We start from the raw sequence: 17872 nt of genomic DNA, 5'->3' as shown, positions 1-17872 counted from the left end.
GTAAGTAAGTGTGCGCAGTCACTCTAGTCGTTACAAAACGGTGACGTCGAGCCGTGCACAGGCGTGAGACGCCTCGTTGCGAGCGTTAGTCCTGCGAAGAGCTTTCTTCGGGTACATCCTGCTCGCGCTCGAGCGCGCGGTCGAGCCGTACGCGTGCTCCGTCGAGCCACTGCTCGCATCGCCGTGCGAGAAGCTCGCTGCGCTCCCACAGCGCGATTGATTCCTCGAGCCCGCTCTGGTTGCGCTCGAGGGTCTGCACGATCGAGAACAGTTGGTCGCGCGCTTCCTCGTAGCCGAGCGCCTGAATGTCCTCGGGCAACTCTTGCGGTTCGCTAGTCGTGCCTTCGCTTTCCATGATCTCTTCCTTCACAGTTCGTTATTCCTCGCCGAGGGAGGTCGCTGATAGGCGACCGCCCGCGAGCCTGATTGATACGCGAGTTCCCTCGGGTGCTTCGCTCGGGTCGGTGAGCGCGGCTCCATTCGCGTTTTGTACGACCGCGTAGCCGCGCTCGAGTGTATGCAGTGGTGAGAGCGCCCGAGCTTGATCGGCGAGGGACCTCACGCGCTCACCGGCGCGGTCGAGGGCAATCGCAATGGTTGCGCGAGCCGAGGCAATCGCGCCGTCGATCACCTGCGCGTGGCTGTCGATCATCGTGTGCGGCTGTGCGAATGCGGGGCGGGCTCGGACAGTAGCAAGTGCCTCCCGCTCCCGCTCGAGACGCGAAGAGAGAGCCGCGTGCGAGCGACGGCGTGCATCGCCCAACTGTGCGCATTCGAGGGCCATATCGGGAACAACGCTCTTCGCGGCGTCGGTGGGGGTCGATGCGCGATAGTCGGCGACGAGATCGAGAAGCGGCGTATCGATCTCGTGCCCAATGGCCGACACGATAGGGGCACGAGCGGCCGCGGCGAGGCGAACGAGGGATTCATCCGAGAACGGGAGAAGATCCTCGAGTGAGCCACCGCCGCGGGAAATGATGATGACGTCTACGTCCTCGCGCGAGTCGAGTTCGCGCAGTGCCTCGCTGACTTCGCCGACGGCGCGCGTGCCCTGAACAGCGACTTCGCGCGTCTCGAACCTCACCGCCGGCCAGCGTTTCTCGGCATTGACGATGACGTCGCGCTCCGCCGCAGATTTACGCCCGCAAATGAGCCCGATCGTGCGGGGGAGGAACGGGAGAGGTTTTTTGCGGTCCGCGGCGAAGAGCCCCTCGTCGTGGAGCGCCCTCTTGAGACGCTCGAGGCGCTGGAGCAGATCGCCGATTCCTACCGCGCGGATATCGGCGGCTTCAAGTTGGAGCGTTCCACGCCGCCCCCAGAACGTCGGCTTGCACTGCACCACCACTTCGCTGCCCTGCTGCGGTTCGAGGGGCAGGCGCGCAAACGCGCTCGCACGCATCGATACCGAGAAACTCGCATCAATGTCGGTATCGCGAAGAGTCATGAATACCAGTGCGCCTTTGCCCCGGCTGACCTGCACCAGTTCGCCGCGCACCCACACGACACTCATGCGGTTCACGTAATCGCGCACCTTCTGGCTGAGCAGCCCCACGGGCCAAGGGCGCTCCGCGGTCGTTTCCGCGGCCGTCGCCGGCAGCGCTGGGGGCTCTCCTCCCTCGAGTGCGGTCATGTGGTGTAGGTCCACGCCTCTTTCCTGCATGTCTCTACTGTGCCAGACCAGCCTCGGCTTGCGTGGGCTCCGCCCGCCGCTGTGGATAACCAAAGCACAACAAAGGGCCGACGCCACCCTCTTTCGGGTAGCGCCGGCCTTCGGGAAGCGCCCGCTCACGCGGGGCTTATAACGATCAGCGCGAGACGCGGCGCGAGCGGAGAACCGCGGCGCCACCCGCGACGAGCACGAGACCCGCCGCGAGAATGCCCATCACCTCGGCACCCGTGCGAGGGAGCCCTGTCGAGTGCTCCTTAGCGCCAGTGGCGGAGGACCCGTGCGAGCCCTCGCCCGGATGCCCCTTGCCAGAACCGGCGTTGCCGGTGTTGCAGGTGTTGCCCGTGCTGCCGGTTTCAGTCTCGCCGGGCTTGCCGGGATTGCCTCCCTCACCGGGCACGACCGTGCCGTCCGGGTCGACTGTCGTGCCGCCATCCTGGCCGCACTCGGTCTTGGTCACAGAAGCGTTGCGCACCTCGCTGTAGTGCTTCGCGCCGTACGGGTCGGTCGTGAGCGTGTACCACGAGAACTCGCCCTCGGGCAGATCGCTCGCGGGGACGCTCACGGTGTCGCCGGAGGCAACGCCGTCTTTGTGGCCGAATTCCTTGGTCGTGAGCACGTCGATGCGAGCTTCGGCGGTCGTGAGGGGCTTCTTCTCGGGCGTGAGGCCAAGATCGGCGTAGCTCACCTCGAACTCCTGGTCGATCGGCTCGAAGCTCGGATCCTCCGAGTCATAGTCCTTGAGCGACGGCGAGTAGGTGCGCACGATCATGCGGCCCTTCTCGTTGTCGAAGTGCATGAGGCGGAGGTAGCCGAGGCCACCCTCGGCAAGGCCCTGGTAGTCGAACAGCATCTGAGTCACGGTGCGGTCCGGGGTGCCGTCGCCGTTGTCATCGAATTTATCCACGCGCGTGTGAGCGTCGTGGTAGTGGCCGCTCATGACCGCGCGCACGTTCGGGTTGGTCGCGATGACTTCGTCGTAGATCCGCTGCGGGATCGGGCCGAGGCCGCCGGTCGTGAGCATGTACTCGTGAAGCTCGATGAAGGCGATGCGTTCCGGGTATTTCTTGAGCACCTCGTTCATCCACTCGATCTCTTCATCGCCCGGGCCCCATCCCATGTACAGGACGATGTAGTCCTGGCCCCCGGCGCTGATGAGGTCGTAGTGGCCACGATTGTCCTTGTAGCTACCGCCGTACCACGGGTTGCCACTGTAACGGCTCTCTCCGAAGTATTCGCCGTACTTCGAATAGTCGTTGGCGTGGTGGCCAACGTCGTGGTTGCCTGCGAGAACGCCATAGGGGAGCTTCGCGTCGTCGAGCGTTTTGTAGGACTCATCGGCGCGGACCCAGCCCTCGGCATTGTCGATCTTGTCGACGATGTCGCCCGTGTGGAACACGTACTGAAGGTTCATCTTTTCGCGCACGCGCAGAAGGTAGTCGTGGATCGCGACCTGGTGGTGGTAGATGTTCGCGGCGTCGTTGTAGTACTGGGTGTCCGACTCAACGGCGAAGGTGTAGTCGTAGTCCGCGCGCTTGGTGTCCTCTGCATGCTCGCCGGGCTCCGCTCCTGTGCGATCGGAGAGGTCTGCACCGGCGTATCCAACACCCTGCTGAACGAGAGCCTTGATCTCGCCATCCACGTTGTGACCCTTGAGCGGGACGATCGCTTCGAGCTTCGCCTCGCCAGATTCGCTATCCGTAAGGAGCGACTGGACTTCTTCCCAGCTGTTCTTCTCGGTGTTCCACACGAGAAGACGCACGCGCTGTCCCTTGTTGGAAGCACCGGTCCAGCTCACGCGGATCTCCGAGTCTTCGCCTGCGCCCTCGGGCACGGCGGTCGAGAACTCGTGGAAGGGAAGTGCCGAACCCGCGGTTGTCGTCTCACCGGCCTTGAGCGCATCGCCCTGGCGGTCTGCTTGGTCGGCGTCGTGGACGCTTCCCGCAGTGCCCGCGAGCGTACCTTCGCTAAGCGAGGTCGAGTAGCCCTCACGGAAGGAGACCGAGAGGTCATCCTTGCTGGGGTCGGTCGCGGTCGCCGAAAGCGAATCGTCTACGCACACGTTCAGGCCCGCGCCATCCGCCGTATCGAGGGTGGCCGACGGTTGCTCGACGGGCGTCGTGAACGTGATCGTCTTCTTCGACTCGTTACCGAGCTTGTCCGTCGAGACGATCGTCAGCGTGTGCGTGCCTGCCGCGAGGGTAAGCGAGGAGAACGTCGTGCCGGATTCGACCTTCTCGCCGTCGAAGGTTGCGGACGTGCTCGCGACGCCGACGCCGGCGTCGGTTGCCTCGAAGTCCAGGGTGAACTCGCCGCGCTGCTCGGAGCCGTCGGCGATCGAGGAGGTGATCACCGGGGCGGTGTTGTCGACGATGACGGTCGTCTCCACTTCGGAGGTGTCGCTGATTGAGTCGGCAGCGAAAGTGGCGATTCTGGTCGTCGAACCCGAACCAACGAGCGTGCCCTTCACCTTGTGCTCGCCGTCAGCGACCTTGGTGGTGTCCCACTGGTAGGCGTTCGCGGTGAACGCATCGTCCGGTATCGAGAACGTCGCGTTGAGAATCTCGACCTTCCCCTTCGAATCGCCCATGTTAATGATCTGGGTGGGATCGCTGGCCGGGACCGTCTTACCCTCGGCGTCTGTGTAGTCGGCCGCGCGCAAGGTGCGCCCGTCGGGGAGGACGAGGCGTGCGTTGCGGGCGTTGAAGTCGTCGTTGTTTTCGTTCGGGTCGATGCCGGGCTTGGCCTTGGTGCCCGCCGCGACGTCAACCTGGAGTGACTCGCCCTTCGTGACGTACTTGAGCGGGACATCGGCAGTCACGGTTTCCCAGTTCTCGTAGAAACCCTTGTCGAAGATCGTGAGGACCTCGTCCTTGACGAGCACGCCGTTGCGGAAGAACGCATCGGTTTGCGTCGCGTCGATGGCGAAGACGGGCTCCTTCTCGAGCGAGGGAATATCCGCGTTGACTTCGGTCCCGTCGACGGCAAGCGTGCGAGTGTCGTTTTCGTGATCGCTCGAAACCGAGAGGCGGGTCGTGCCGCTCACGTACTGCTTTTCCGAGACGTTGAGGCGAACCGGACCTTGCTCGGCCCCTTCGACCTCAACGCGAGTCAGCGGAATGGTGGCGATGTTGGTGCCGTCGGAGGCCTCAACCGAATACTCGAAGTACTTCTTCCCCGTGAGGTCCGCCTGGGGGATCGTGAGGGTGAAGGTGCCATCCTCGTTCGCGAGGAGGTCCTTGGCCATCGGCTTATCGTCAGTGTTCGACTGGAGGGAGACGGTGAGGCGACGAACCTGGACGTTATCGGTCGCCTTGATCGTGATCTGGGCGTCCTTTGTCGGGTCGAGGGACTTTGCGGTCTGATCCACCAGAGCTGGCTTTTCGGTGTCCTCGTTGAGCTTCACGAGCTTCGAGGGAACCTTCGCGGGAGCCGCCTGACCCGGCGTTGCTTTCGAGATCTCCCCGATCTCGCTCACCTGGAAGTTTTCGGGATTGACCGCGTAGTGGATGCCCTGATCCGCCTGGGTGTCATCGCGGCCGTTTTCGTTGTAGAAGACGCGGCTTACGGTGTGGCCCGTGCGGGTCTGAATCTCCATACCGCGAAGCGAGCCGTTGGCCATACCGCCCGCCGAGGACTCAACAATGGTGAGGCTGTTCGGGTCAACACCGTAGTTCTTGGCGAAGTCTTCGACGGTCTTGGCATCGTTAGAGCCGTTCTTGATCCATACGATGACCGTGCCGCCGGGCTTGACGACCTTATCGGCAGGTTCCATGGGCCACACAGCCTGGTTGCCCATTTTCCGGCCCTCACCGGGGTATTGATAGGCGACCTGGTAGTCAGCGAGGCTGATCGGTTTGGTAGTGGGGTTGTAGATTTCAATGAATTCGTAGCCGTCGCCCTCGCCGGTGTTGGTGGAATCGGGAACGAGCTCGGTAATGAGGAGCTGGCCGACGGTCGTATCGGCCGCCGGGCCGGGGACGTCTTCGGTGGGGGCGGGCTCAGCCGGTTTCTCGGGCTGAGGCTCTGCAATGCGGTCCTCGAGCTGCTTCGGGTCGACCTTGCCTGCGGTGGGAGCAGCCGGGCCTTCGAGAACCTCGAGACTCTTCACGCTCGAATCGGCAGGGGTGCGGAACTGTGCGGACTTGTCCTCAGCGACCGAGCCTTTCGGGTAGAACGAGCGCGAGACTTCGGCGCCGTTCGAGTCGAGAACGCGAATGCCGCGGTTGCCGCCGTTCGCCATACCCGTTTGGCCGGTGATGCGCTCGACGCGCGCGTTCGGATCCATGCCCCACTGCGTGCGGAACTCTTCGACGGTATGCGCGGCCGAATCGACCTTGCCGTCATCGCTCGTGTAGCTCAGCCACAGGGTCACGGTCTCCCCGGCGGCCAGTTCGATCGGCTTCTCGGATGCGAGGGCGACGTCCTTCGCGGTGTTAGTGCTGTCCTCGTAGATGTAGGCGAGCGAGTAGCCGCCCTCACCGATCGTGAGGGGTTTGTCGGTCGTGTTAGTGACCTCGACGAATTCGTAGTGGTCGTCGCCTGCGTTGTTCGGTGCGATCTCGGTGACGACGAGCGGCCAGGTGCTCGCCGGAGCTGCCTGGGCGGCGTTCATCGTTGAAGGGGCGATGCCGGCGGGGACGATTGCGGGGCTCGCGACAAGAGTGAAGCCGAGTGCCGCTGCGGCGAGGGATTTGGAGTAAATGGCAGGAGTGCGGCGCGTGCCGCGCGACTGAGGAGTCATACCCTTCACTTTCGCTAAGTGCCTGTTGGGAGTTTCGGGGAAGCTCCTCAACGTTGCTCTTGGCGTTTAACGGATTGGTGAAGAAATGGGGGCTGTTGGCTGTACGCGCCGTGTACGAGTGGAGATTAGGCATTCAGGTTTGACGGATCGATATCGCGTGCGAGCTGCGTCACTGGTTCGACTCCTTCGAGGGCGCCACCGACGATGTGAAGCTCTTCCATCGAGCGCGCCGCGGGCACCACTCGCGCCTCGTACGAGCCCACCGCGTTGTTGAACGCCCGCACCGACGAATCGAGCGAACGGCCGAGTTTCGCAAGGTGCCCGCCAAGAGTGCCGAGCCTCTTATGCACCTCGCGACCTGCCTCGAGAACGCGGAGGGCGTCCTGGTTCAGTGCGTCCGTGCGCCACGTGTGGGCGACGGTTCGAAGAAGTGCCATGAGGGTGGCGGGAGAGGCGATCACAACATCGAGCGTGAAGGCACCATCGAGCAGCCCTGGATCCGCCTCGAGCGCGCCCGCGAGAAGACCGTCGCTCGGCACAAACAGCACCACGAATTCGGGGGAGTCGCCGAGCGAGGCCCAGTACGACTTCGAGCTGAGGTGCGTGACGTGCGATCGCAATGCTCGCGCGTGGTCCGCGAGGTATTTCGCCCGTTCGTTTTTCTCCGTGGCTTGGGCAGCACGCAGGTAAGCGTCCATGGGAGCCTTTGCGTCCACGACGATCGTGCGCCCGTGGCTCAAATGAACGACGAGATCGGGGCGCTGGTTCTTCTCTCCGCTCACGTTTTTCCCGCTGAGCTGTTCGGTGAAGTCCGTGTGCTCGAGCATGCCCGCAGCCTCGACGATGCGTCGCAGCTGCACCTCTCCCCACTGGCCTCGGCTCGTGGGGGCTTTGAGGGCGGTGACGAGGGCGTTCGCCCCCATGCCCAGATCGCGTGTGCGCTCCGAGAGATTCTTCAACTGCGAAGCCAGGTCACCATCGGCCTTTTGCCGGGCCGCCTCCGTGCGCGCAACCGAGCGCTCCAAACTCGTGAGGGTTTCCGAAATGGGGGAGAGCGTGCGGGCAAGCTGCTCCGAGCGTGCCGCATCGACTGCTTCGCGCCGAGCCGAATCGCGATCGAAGCGTTCCGAAGCGAGCTGCAGCAGTTGCGTGCTCGAGGCGTTAACCGCGCGTGCGGCAAGTGCTTCGATGTCGGTTCCGTTCGCCGAGGCCTTGGCTTCAGCAGCACGAACCCGCTCGCGCATGAGGATCCACATGACCGCTGCTCCGAGAGCAGCCCCGATGAGCAACGGAAGGAGAACGGTCACAAGAGTCGAAAAGTTCATGCTTCTACCTCACCACGGGGGTGAGACATTTAAAGTGCGGCACGCCCTGAGGAAGGCAAGCGTCGGGCCCTGCCCCTAGAATGAAGGGCGTGGCTTTGACAATTGGAATCGTTGGCCTGCCCAACGTTGGTAAATCGACCCTGTTCAACGCGCTCACCCGTGCGGAGGTGCTCGCGGCGAACTATCCGTTCGCGACGATCGACCCGAACGTCGGTGTGGTGCCGCTTCCGGACCCGCGCCTCGCGCGGCTCGCCGAGATCTTTGGCAGCGAGAAGATCCTGCCCGCGACCGTGAGCTTCGTGGACATCGCCGGCATCGTGAAGGGCGCGAGCGAAGGCGAAGGCCTCGGCAATAAGTTCCTCGCCAACATCCGCGAGGCCGACGCAATCTGCCAGGTCACCCGCGCCTTCAGCGACCCCGACGTCACGCGCGTTCCCGGCTCCGAGACCCCCGCGGGCGACATGGAGACGATTTCGACCGAGCTCATCCTCGCCGACCTCCAGACAATCGATAACGCCCTTCCGCGCCTCGAGAAAGACACGAAGCGCAAGGTCATCGATGCCGCGATCCTTCCCGAGGTTCTCAAGGCCAAAGAGCTCCTCGAATCCGGAAGCACCCTTTTCCAGGGGGCCGACGGCGCTGGAATTGACGTGTCGCTCCTCAAAGAGCTGCAGCTCATGACTGCCAAGCCGTTCATCTACGTGTTCAACACGGACGAAGAGGGGCTCGCGGATAACGCGATGCAGGAGGAACTGCGCAAGGCTGTCGCCCCCGCGGAGGCGATCTTCCTCGACGCGAAGTTTGAGAGCGAACTCATCGAGCTCGAGGCCGACGAAGCCGCGGAGATGCTCGCCTCGACGGGCCAGGAGGAATCCGGCCTCGACCAGCTCGCCCGGGTCGGCTACGACACCCTCAACCTGCAGTCCTACCTCACGGCTGGACCCAAGGAATCGCGTGCCTGGACCATCCACAAGGGCTGGACTGCGCCCCAAGCCGCAGGTGTGATTCACACCGACTTCGAGCGTGGCTTCATCAAGGCCGAAATCGTTTCCTTCGACGAGCTCGACGACGCCGGTTCCATGCAAGAAGCGAAGGCCCGCGGCAAGGTGCGCATGGAGGGCAAGGATTACGTTATGCAAGACGGAGACGTGGTCGAGTTTCGATCAGGACTAACGTCTGGCGGTAGAAGGTGAGCCGCCCAGTTGTCCAGAGCGATGCGCCGCATGGCGGGTTTGCGATTGTCCCGCCCGGCAAAGTGCTCGACTTCATCGACGGCGCCACGTTGAGGCAGGACACGCCCGAGGAGTATGTCCGTCAGGAGATCCTCAAGTCGCTCGTGCGCGAGTACGGGTACGACAAACGCGACATTCGGGTCGAATTCCCGATCAAGTTCGGTAGTCGACGGGTCCGCGTCGACATCGTGGTGTTCCCGCCCGACCTTCGGGCGTCAGAGCAGACCCAATCAACTGCCTGGCTCATCATTGAGTGCAAGAGCGCCAAGGTCCGTCCCTCAATGAAGAAGGACGGTGTCGAACAGATGCTCAGCTACATGGCCGCATGTCCGAACGTCGAAGTCGGCATGTGGACCAACGGTGAGGATATGGCGAGCTACGCCTTTGAAACGGGGACGTCTGGCCAGCGGGTCTCCGTTGAGATCCCTGACATTCCCCACTGTGGTGACAGTGCTGAGGCGGGCACGCCGCGTTTCGACCAACTGCGCCCGGCTGCATCGGACTCTTTGCTGTTTGCTTTCCGGAGGGCTCACAGCTATATCGCTGGTAATCAGGGGATGCAAAAGCCGGAGGCGTTCTGGGAGCTGCTGAAGCTCATATTTTGCAAGATCCAGGATGAACGTGATTCCAGCTCGCCGCAGTTTTACGCAACACCTAAGGAACGTCAGAACATGACTGGCCTGATGCGGTGCTCCTCGCGGATCGGGAAGCTATTCGAGAACGTCAAGACTCAGTACCCTCAGATTTTCAAACCAGTCGAGCAAATCGAACTCGACCCTAAGGTTCTGGCATACATTGTCACGCAGCTTCAGATGTTCTCGTTGCTTGACTCCGATGTGGACGTCAAGGGTAAGGCGTATGAAGAGGTCGTAGGTTCGAACCTTCGCGGGGACCGAGGAGAGTTCTTCACCCCCCGCAACGTCTGCAACATGATGGTCGAGATGCTGGACCCCAGCGACAAAGACCTCATACTTGAAACTTTCATTCCACGACGGATACAAACGCGCGCGAGCTACGATTTGGCCGCCTGACTGGTTCACTCCGCAATCCATGAGCAATTTGAGAGAATGCCATCCAACCGACGACTTAGGGGCAAGTAATGACTGGCGAAAATAGGCAGCTCGATGCAAAGGAAATAAGCGTCGGCAGGCTACTTAATGATGGAGACTACGAGTTTGTCATCCCTGAATACCAACGCCCTTATGCCTGGGGCGTCGAGTGGAGTGGCCTAAGAATTAGGCCCACTCGGTTTAAGTGTTGACCGTGTTTTCTTGTTTCCATTGTTCCGCGTATTTCCGTGGGCTGAGGTAGCCGAGTGAGGAATGCGGATGGAAGTTATTGTAACGTGATGACCATTGGGCCACGAGTAGGCGGGCATGCTCGAGATTCTCGATACTGTTGTCCTCCAAGAGTTCGTCTCTCATCCGGTTATGGAAAGACTCAACGAACCCGTTATGCCAGGGCTGGCCTGGTGGGATGAATGCCTGGATTGTCTCACCCTCGGCTGCCCACTCCTGGAGCGCATGAGCGATGAACTCGGGCCCGTTATCCATCCGGATCACCCGCGGGCGCCCGTCGTGCTCCAGACAAGCCACGTCAAGGAGTTCGGTCACCGAGACCGCGTTAATGTTCTTGTCGACCGTGAAGGCGAGGTGTTCGCGGGTGTATTCATCGATAATGTTACAGATTTTGATTGTCTTGCCGTGCCAGGTTGAATCGAACTGGAAGTCCAACGCCCACACGTTGTTCGGGTACTGGCCGGCAGGAACATCACGATGGGTATCGGCAGCTAGACGCTTGAGCTTCTTCCTAGGCAAGACACGCAAGCCCTCTTCACGCCAGATCCTGCGGAAAGTCTCGCGGCATATCCCGTACCCTTCGGCGAGGGCGTTTCTCCAGGCGCGCCGGTGTCCCCACCGGCGATGATCCTTAACGAAGTCGTGCATCCACGCCCGTAGGTCCGCGTACTTATCCGGCTTGTTCTCGCGGGTCCTAGCGCGCCGGTAAGCACTGCGAGAGAGCCCAACAATCTGGCAGGCAAGTCTTTGGGAGTAGCCCAGCCCGACCAGATGCCAGACGGCATCATGGCGGCGAGCTGGGCTTAGAAGTTTCCCTCCGACAATTCTTTCCACGCAGCCTTTTCCAGCTCTGCCTGACCTAGGAGGTGTTTGAGGCGCGTGTTTTCCTCGCGCAGGCGCTGGAGCTCTTTCGCCTCGCTCTTGGTCATCGCCCCATAGGTAGCCTGCCACCTGTTCAACGTGGCTTCGCTAATCCCCAACGTGGTCAGGATCTGAGCTGTAGTTGATCCCGATTCCTTCAATTCCCGCGCCCTATCGAGCTTACGAACAATCTGCTCGGGAGTATGCTTGCTGAATTTCTTCACCATTCATCCATTCTCCCCACCCACAGGCAGGGCATCAATGGACAGCACTCAAGTCACCTGGACCTAAAAACCTAGAGCACTCCAGGTTCGGTATGACGTAGTCTGTACTTCGGCGTGTCGTAGATTTGTGAGATTATTCGTGCTAACCACTATATGTGGTGCCCGCAATGTGGGTCAGGACTAGATGTAGGGGTGGGATTGCTGAGGTGCAAATGCTGAGAGGAGAACATGCTGATGAGTGAACGCAGGGAAGGCCGAACACGAAGCGTCGCGGAGGTGCGAGTGCTCGAGGGGCAAGATTCACCTGACCTGGTGTTTTTCTCGAGCGTTTCGGAGAACACCCTCCGCTTCGTCGAGAAGCTCGAGCGCCCGGCGGTGCGGATCCCACTCCGACCGCGCACAGAGGGAATGATCCGAGTGACCAGGCCCTACGTGCTCGTGGTTCCGACCTACGGCGGCGGAGCGCAGGCCGGGGCGGTGCCGCGGCAGGTGATTACGTTCCTGAACGATCCTGCAAACCGCGCGCTGATCCGCGGCGTGATTACCGCGGGGAACACCAACTTCGGTGAGCACTACTGCATCGCAGGACCGATCATCTCAGCCAAGTGCAAAGTTCCTGAGCTGTACCGCTTTGAACTTCTTGGCACCAACCGCGACGTTGCTCGAGTCAAGGCTGGTTTAGACGAATTTTGGGCACGACAGAACACATTAGAAGCAGAAGCAAATGAGGAGGACGTCGCATGACGATCGCCACACCATCAGAAACAACCACCCCCAACACTGCACGGGTTGGCGGGGTCGGCGAGCGGAAGGACTACCACGCGCTCAACGCCCAGCTGAACCTGTTTGCGGCGGACGGGTCGATCCAGTTTGACAAGGATCACGAAGCGGCGGAGGCCTACCTGAACCAGCAGGTCATCCCGAACACGAAGCAGTTCGCTTCGGTGTGGGAACGCCTGGAGTGGCTGATCGAAAACGAGTACTACGAAGCCGAATACCTGCGCGCCTACGACAAGGACTTCGTCGAGCGCCTCCACGAACAGGCCGACGCTTTCGGGCACAAGTTCCAGACCTTCCTCGGTGCGTTTAAGTTCTTCACCTCCTACGCGCTGAAAACCTTCGACGGCAGCCTCTTCCTCGAAAACTTCGAGCAGCGAGTTGTTGCCACGGCGCTGTTCCTCGGTCAGGGTGACGAGGAACTGGCTTCGAAGACGGTCACCGAGATCCTCTCGGGCCGTTTCCAGCCGGCAACTCCGACGTTCTTGAACGCGGGTAAGAAACAGCGCGGCGAGCTCGTGTCGTGCTTCCTGCTGCGCGTTGAAGACAATCTCGAATCGATTGGCCGCAGCGTTAACTCTGCGCTGCAGCTGTCCAAGCGCGGCGGCGGTGTGGCGCTGCTGCTGTCAAACCTCCGCGAGGCGGGTGCCCCGATTAAGCAGGTCGAGAACCAGGCTTCCGGTGTTGTTCCCGTGATGAAGATCCTCGAAGACAGCTTCAGCTACGCGAACCAGCTCGGCGCTCGCCAGGGCGCAGGCGCTGCGTACCTGCACGCGCACCACCCCGACATTATGCGGTTCCTCGACACGAAGCGTGAAAACGCTGACGAGAAGATCCGCATTAAGACCCTGTCGGTTGGGGTTGTGATTCCGGATGTGACCTTCGAACTGGCTAAGCAGAACAAAGATATGCACCTGTTTAGCCCCTACGATGTGCTTCGCGAAACCGGTATTCCGCTTTCGGATCAGTCAATCACCGAGCGCTACGACGAGTTCGTCGCGAACCCGCGGATCCGCAAGACCACGATCAGCGCGCGCGAGTTCTTCAAGACCCTCGCTGAGCTGCAGTTCGAGTCGGGCTACCCGTACGTGCTGTTCGAAGACACTGTGAACCGTGCGAACCCGCTCGAGGGGCACATCAACATGTCGAACCTGTGCTCGGAGATTCTGCAGGTGAACACCGCCTCTGAGTACGACGCCGCAATCGGGTACGAGACGATCGGTCACGACATTTCGTGCAACCTCGGCTCGCTGAACATTGCGCAGGCAATGGCCAGCCCGGACTTCGGCGCAACCGTTGAGATTGCGGTGCGGGCGCTGACGAGTGTGTCGGATCAGACCGACATTCAGGCGGTGCCGTCAATTGCCGAGGGTAACCGTGCGTCACACGCCATCGGCCTCGGCCAGATGAACCTGCACGGCTACCTCGCTTCGCAGCGCATCCACTACGGCAGCGAAGAGGGAATTGACTTCACCGACGCGTACTTCCGCACGGTGACCTACCACGCGCTGCGCGCTTCGAACCAGCTGGCGATTGACCGCGGTGCGACCTTCGCGGGCTTCGAGAAGAGCGACTACGCTGACGGCAGCTACTTCGACCGTTACACGGCCGAGGAGTGGGTGCCAGAAACCGCGCGGGTGCGTGAGCTCTTCGCCGAGGCTGGAGTTGCGCTGCCGACGGTTGCGGACTGGGAACAGCTGCGCGAGTCGATCCGCGAACACGGTATCTACAACGCGTACCTGCAGGCGGTGCCACCGACCGGGTCGATTAGCTACGTGAACAACTCGACGGCTTCGATCCACCCGATCGCCTCGAAGATTGAGATTCGTAAAGAGGGCAAGCTCGGCCGCGTGTACTACCCGGCTCCGCACATGACAAACGACAACCTCGAGTTCTTCGAAGACGCCTACGAAATCGGCGCCGAGAAGATCATCGACACCTACGCTGCTGCGACCAAGCACGTGGATCAGGGTCTGTCGCTCACGCTATTCTTTAAAGACGAGGCGACCACTCGCGACATCAACCGCGCGCAGATCTACGCGTGGCGCAAGGGCATCAAGACGCTGTACTACATCCGCCTGCGCCAGCCCGCGCTCGAGGGAACCGAGATCGAAGGCTGCGTTTCCTGCGCGCTGTAGTCGCGTTCGCGCCCGTGCTGCGCGCGCGGGCGCACCGCGCGCCGTCCGCGCACTCCGCGCACTGACCACCAGACACCACTAGTGAAAGAGCTTTATTGAACTATGACTGATCCGTTGAACACCGACCGCCCGCTGCAAGAGATCTCGGTCACCCCGCCGTCGTACCGCCACGACCCGGCAGCGCGGCTGCGCCCCATTAACTGGAACCGCGTCACCGACGACAAAGACCTCGAGGTGTGGAACCGTCTGACCGCGAACTTCTGGCTGCCAGAGAAGGTGCCGCTGTCAAACGACATCCCCGCGTGGCAGAAAATGACCCAGGAAGAGCGCACCCTCACGATGCGCGTCTTCACCGGTCTGACCATGCTCGACACCGTGCAGGCAACTGTCGGTGAGATCGTGCAGATCCAAGACTCCCGCACCGAACACGAAGAGGCCGTCTACACCAACATTGCGTTCATGCAGTCGGTGCACGCCCGCTCGTACTCCTCGGTGTTCTCAACGCTGACGAGCACCCCGGAAATCGACGACGCCTACCGCTGGGCAGTTGCCAACGATCTGCTGCAGGAACGCTGCAAGAAGGTGCTGCACCACTACTACGGCGATGATCCGCTCAAGCGTAAAGTGTCTTCGACGCTGCTGTCGTCGCTGCTGCTGTACGCAGGGTTCTACCTGCCGCTGCACTTCTCGGTGCACGCGACGCTGACGAACACCGCAGACATGATCCGCCTGATTCTGCGTGACAAGGCAGTGCATGGTTACTACTCTGGTTACAAGTACCAGCGCGGACTCGAGACGCAGAGCAAAGAGCGTCAGGAAGAGATGCGCAAGTTCACCTTCGACCTGCTGGAAGAGCTCTACGAGCTTGAGCTGCAGTACTCGGGTGAGCTGTACGAGCCGCTCGGCCTGATGGACGACGTTGCCGTGTTCGTGCGTTACAACGCGAACAAGGCGCTGATGAACCTCGGTTACCCGTCGCGGTTTACCGCTGAAGAGACCGAAGTGAACCCTGAGATTCTCGCGGCGCTGTCACCTGGCAGCAACGAAAACCACGACTTCTTCAGTGGATCAGGATCGAGCTACATCATCGGTAAGGGCGAAGACACCACCGACGACGACTGGGACTTCTAGGCTCAAGGGCTTAACGGCTCGAGGGCTCAGCGGCTCGATTCGGGCCGCACCGTCCGAATAGCGCACCGCGGGTTGGACGCTGGCACACGCCGGCAACCTTCCCGCGGTGCGCTGTTTTGTGCCCGAGCCAGCGCGATTCTTGTCGACTATGATCGACAAAACCTCCGCAAAGTAGCAGCTTGTCGACTATACTCGACAAGACAGGGAGGTTTGTGGTGGACAGAATCATTGAACGCCCGAGATACTTTTCGCGGATCCAGCCCTTTATCGACAAACCCCTCGTGAAGGTGCTCACCGGTGTGCGTCGCTGCGGCAAATCTACGATTCTGCAGCAGCTGCAAGAAGTGATTCGCGCGGGCAGCGCTGATCCACAAGTGTTTGCGATGAATTTTGAGTCCGCTGACGGGCTTCACATCACAGACGCAGCGGCGCTGCTACGGCGCATCGAAGCCGAAAACCTCAACAAAAACACCCGCGCGTATTTCTTCTTTGACGAAATTCAGCAGGTCGCCGACTGGGAGAAAGCCATCAACGCGATCCGCGTCGACTATGACGCAGATATCTATGTCACCGGGTCGAATTCGCGCATGCTTTCCGGTGATCTCGCCACACATCTTGCCGGTCGCTACGTTGAGTTCTTGATCCAACCGTTTTCGTTTGCGGAATTTGTCGAGCTGCACCGCCAAAGCGACCGCACACTGAGCGAACACTTCCAGCACTTTGTGCAGTTCGGCGGTTTCCCGGCGTTGAAATACTTCAACCTCGACCGGGAACCCTCGCTCGACTACCTTGACTCGGTGTACAACTCGGTTGTGCTCAAAGACGTGATTGAGTATCACCAGATCCGCGACGTCGACATTTTTCACCGCATCGTCGGTTACTGCTTCGCAAATATTGGAAAAACCTTCTCGGCGCAGTCACTGGTGCGTTTTTTCAAAAGCGAGGGGCGCACCGTTTCGGTTGATACCGTGTTGAACTACCTTGAGTTTTGCGTGAACGCTTTCTTGATTTATCGGGTTCCGCGCTTTGACATTGCGGGGAAGGCGAGGCTTCGGGCAACTGAGAAGTACTATGCGGTGGATCACGGTTTTCGTGAAACGCTCGGCCTTTCGAACCAGGCCGACATTGAGCTGACCCTCGAAAACATCGTGTGCGTGGAGCTGCTTGCGCGCGGGTACGAGGTAAGTGTCGGAAGAGCCGGCGCGCGCGAGATTGACTTCATCGCCCGCAAAGGTTCCGACACTGAGTACTTCCAGGTGAGTTACCTGCTCGGCAGCCAAAACACCGTCGACCGCGAGTTCGGTGCCTTTCGCGGGGTTACCGACAACTTCCCGAAAACCGTGCTGAGCATGGACCAGTTCGACATGAGCCGCGACGGGATCCAACACAAAAACATTATCGAGTGGCTTGTCGAGCCCTCACCGTTGCACAGCTAGGTGTCATCGCCTAGCCTGAATACCAACATGACCGGTACCGCTACCCATTTTGGTGGGAGCCCAGGGCCGGTCTTTGTTTTTCTCGATCTAGCCGTCATGCTCCTGTAGCCAAATGAGGCCACCCAACGCGCTGGGGCCGTGGCATTATTTAGGTAATCGTTCAGCCCGCTTCGACCATCAGGTTGGAGACGGGCTGGATTTCTTTCGAGGCATGAAAACCCGATGAAGAAGATCAAAAATCCCACCACGGTTGAAGTGCAGATTGCCCTCATGCGCTCACGAGGGATGGAGCTCAACGAATCCCTAGCAAGGCAGTGGCTGTCTAGCGTCTCTTACTACAGGCTGTCCGGGTATTGGTACGCCTACCGGATTCTCCCAGAGCCTGAAGACCCCAAACAGCCGCAACGCGCCGACAGCTTTGTGCGAGGCACGAAGTTCGAAGAAATAGTCGCTCTCTACGAATTCGACCGTAAAATGCGCACACTTATTTACGATGGGATTGAGCGGATTGAGGTTGCGCTACGTGCACGGATCGGCGAACTACTCGTCGCGAAAGGAGCCTTATCTTACAAAGATCCAGGTATCTTTCGTGAGGATTTCCGGCATCAAGACTGGCTAGAGACTGCTGAGAAGCGTGTGGATCGCGAGCGAAAACGTAACCGCGCTGTGGATCACTACAGTGTCAACTACGGGGATTACCCATTCTGGGTTCTTGCTGATGTCCTTGATTTTTCCGATATTTCCATCCTCTTTGATGGCCTCACTCTTGATGATCAGCGGAGTATTGCACACAGTTTCGGTTTCTTTGGCGACGTCGATCGATTGAACTCTAAGCAGAAGAAGAGCTACTACAACCAAGATCCCCTCGCTCGATGGTGCGAACAACTCACCGTTCTGCGAAACACAGGTGCACATCACGGCCGCGTATGGAACCGCCACTTCACCCCGGCAGCGACGAATGCTTTCCGAACGATACAAGAACTGTCTTGTCTCCCGAAGGGGCAAAGTCGGTGGGGTTACCCGCAAATCGTGGACACGTA

At 60.5% G+C, this 17872-nt stretch carries 13 protein-coding genes; 7 read left to right on the top strand and 6 right to left on the bottom strand.

The features are described 5' to 3' along the window. Positions 1–85 precede the first annotated feature (85 nt). The 4 genes from HMPREF3157_RS02380 to HMPREF3157_RS02365 all read right to left on the bottom strand — a co-directional run bounded on the left by HMPREF3157_RS02380 (position 86) and on the right by HMPREF3157_RS02365 (position 7735). Complete coding sequence (locus HMPREF3157_RS02380) at positions 86–355, bottom strand: exodeoxyribonuclease VII small subunit (protein WP_070435543.1); 270 nt, start codon at positions 353–355, stop codon at positions 86–88. 21 nt (positions 356–376) lie between these two features. Next, positions 377–1645, bottom strand: a complete 1269-nt coding sequence (gene xseA / locus HMPREF3157_RS02375) for an exodeoxyribonuclease VII large subunit (RefSeq protein WP_016664101.1) — start codon at positions 1643–1645, stop codon at positions 377–379. Positions 1646–1805: 160 nt separating this feature from the next. Next, positions 1806–6410, bottom strand: a complete 4605-nt coding sequence (locus HMPREF3157_RS02370; RefSeq protein ID WP_070435432.1) for a lamin tail domain-containing protein — start codon at positions 6408–6410, stop codon at positions 1806–1808. 125 nt (positions 6411–6535) lie between these two features. Further along, positions 6536–7735 (bottom strand): DNA recombination protein RmuC, encoded by a 1200-nt coding sequence (locus HMPREF3157_RS02365; protein WP_016664103.1) that lies wholly within the window; start codon positions 7733–7735, stop codon positions 6536–6538. A gap of 89 nt (positions 7736–7824) precedes the next feature. On the opposite strand from HMPREF3157_RS02365, the gene ychF reads away from it, so the two are divergent. Both ychF and HMPREF3157_RS02355 read left to right on the top strand, forming a co-directional pair. Beyond that, positions 7825–8928, top strand: a complete 1104-nt coding sequence (gene ychF, locus HMPREF3157_RS02360) for a redox-regulated ATPase YchF (RefSeq protein ID WP_034372396.1) — start codon at positions 7825–7827, stop codon at positions 8926–8928. Next, positions 8925–9998, top strand: coding sequence for a type I restriction enzyme HsdR N-terminal domain-containing protein (locus HMPREF3157_RS02355; protein WP_016664105.1), 1074 nt, complete (start codon positions 8925–8927; stop codon positions 9996–9998). Before ychF ends, HMPREF3157_RS02355 begins: the two co-directional genes overlap by 4 nt. Positions 9999–10217: 219 nt before the next feature. Here HMPREF3157_RS02355 and HMPREF3157_RS02350 read toward each other — a convergent pair whose 3' ends face one another. Both HMPREF3157_RS02350 and HMPREF3157_RS02345 read right to left on the bottom strand, forming a co-directional pair. Next, positions 10218–11099: an IS3 family transposase gene (locus HMPREF3157_RS02350; RefSeq protein WP_083288026.1), complete on the bottom strand. Its 882-nt coding sequence runs from the start codon at positions 11097–11099 to the stop codon at positions 10218–10220. After that, on the bottom strand, positions 11069–11353 hold the full coding sequence (locus tag HMPREF3157_RS02345; RefSeq protein WP_083288025.1) for a transposase: 285 nt from the start codon (positions 11351–11353) through the stop codon (positions 11069–11071). Before HMPREF3157_RS02345 ends, HMPREF3157_RS02350 begins: the two co-directional genes overlap by 31 nt. Positions 11354–11578: 225 nt before the next feature. On the opposite strand from HMPREF3157_RS02345, the gene nrdI reads away from it, so the two are divergent. The 5 genes from nrdI to HMPREF3157_RS02320 all read left to right on the top strand — a co-directional run. Next, positions 11579–12094, top strand: coding sequence for a class Ib ribonucleoside-diphosphate reductase assembly flavoprotein NrdI (nrdI, locus tag HMPREF3157_RS02340; RefSeq protein WP_019174207.1), 516 nt, complete (start codon positions 11579–11581; stop codon positions 12092–12094). Further along, on the top strand, positions 12091–14265 hold the full coding sequence (gene nrdE / locus HMPREF3157_RS02335; protein ID WP_016664110.1) for a class 1b ribonucleoside-diphosphate reductase subunit alpha: 2175 nt from the start codon (positions 12091–12093) through the stop codon (positions 14263–14265). The genes nrdI and nrdE overlap by 4 nt, the downstream gene beginning before the upstream one ends. A 102-nt stretch (positions 14266–14367) precedes the next feature. Then, positions 14368–15396 (top strand): class 1b ribonucleoside-diphosphate reductase subunit beta, encoded by a 1029-nt coding sequence (nrdF, locus tag HMPREF3157_RS02330; RefSeq protein WP_016664111.1) that lies wholly within the window; start codon positions 14368–14370, stop codon positions 15394–15396. 215 nt (positions 15397–15611) lie between these two features. Beyond that, complete coding sequence (locus tag HMPREF3157_RS02325) at positions 15612–16832, top strand: ATP-binding protein (protein WP_034372399.1); 1221 nt, start codon at positions 15612–15614, stop codon at positions 16830–16832. A gap of 222 nt (positions 16833–17054) precedes the next feature. Next, the coding region (locus HMPREF3157_RS02320; protein WP_016664113.1) for an Abi family protein at positions 17055–17872 on the top strand (818 nt) is incomplete at its 3' end.

It is taken from the genome of Dermabacter sp. HMSC06F07, assembly GCF_001807345.1.
Lineage (GTDB): Bacteria > Actinomycetota > Actinomycetes > Actinomycetales > Dermabacteraceae > Dermabacter > Dermabacter hominis.
Note: the sequence above shows the minus strand (reverse complement) of the source record. Positions and strands in the feature narration are given on the sequence as shown.

What these genes read in the sequence shown, in the direction of transcription:
- nrdI (WP_019174207.1), top strand. Translation starts at nt 11,579, where the DNA reads ATGCTGATGAGTGAACGCAGGGAAGGCCGAACACGAAGCGTCGCGGAG.
- HMPREF3157_RS02345 (WP_083288025.1), bottom strand. Translation starts at nt 11,353, where the DNA reads ATGGTGAAGAAATTCAGCAAGCATACTCCCGAGCAGATTGTTCGTAAG.
- HMPREF3157_RS02365 (WP_016664103.1), bottom strand. Translation starts at nt 7,735, where the DNA reads ATGAACTTTTCGACTCTTGTGACCGTTCTCCTTCCGTTGCTCATCGGG.
- nrdE (WP_016664110.1), top strand. Translation starts at nt 12,091, where the DNA reads ATGACGATCGCCACACCATCAGAAACAACCACCCCCAACACTGCACGG.
- HMPREF3157_RS02380 (WP_070435543.1), bottom strand. Translation starts at nt 355, where the DNA reads ATGGAAAGCGAAGGCACGACTAGCGAACCGCAAGAGTTGCCCGAGGAC.
- HMPREF3157_RS02370 (WP_070435432.1), bottom strand. Translation starts at nt 6,410, where the DNA reads ATGACTCCTCAGTCGCGCGGCACGCGCCGCACTCCTGCCATTTACTCC.
- nrdF (WP_016664111.1), top strand. Translation starts at nt 14,368, where the DNA reads ATGACTGATCCGTTGAACACCGACCGCCCGCTGCAAGAGATCTCGGTC.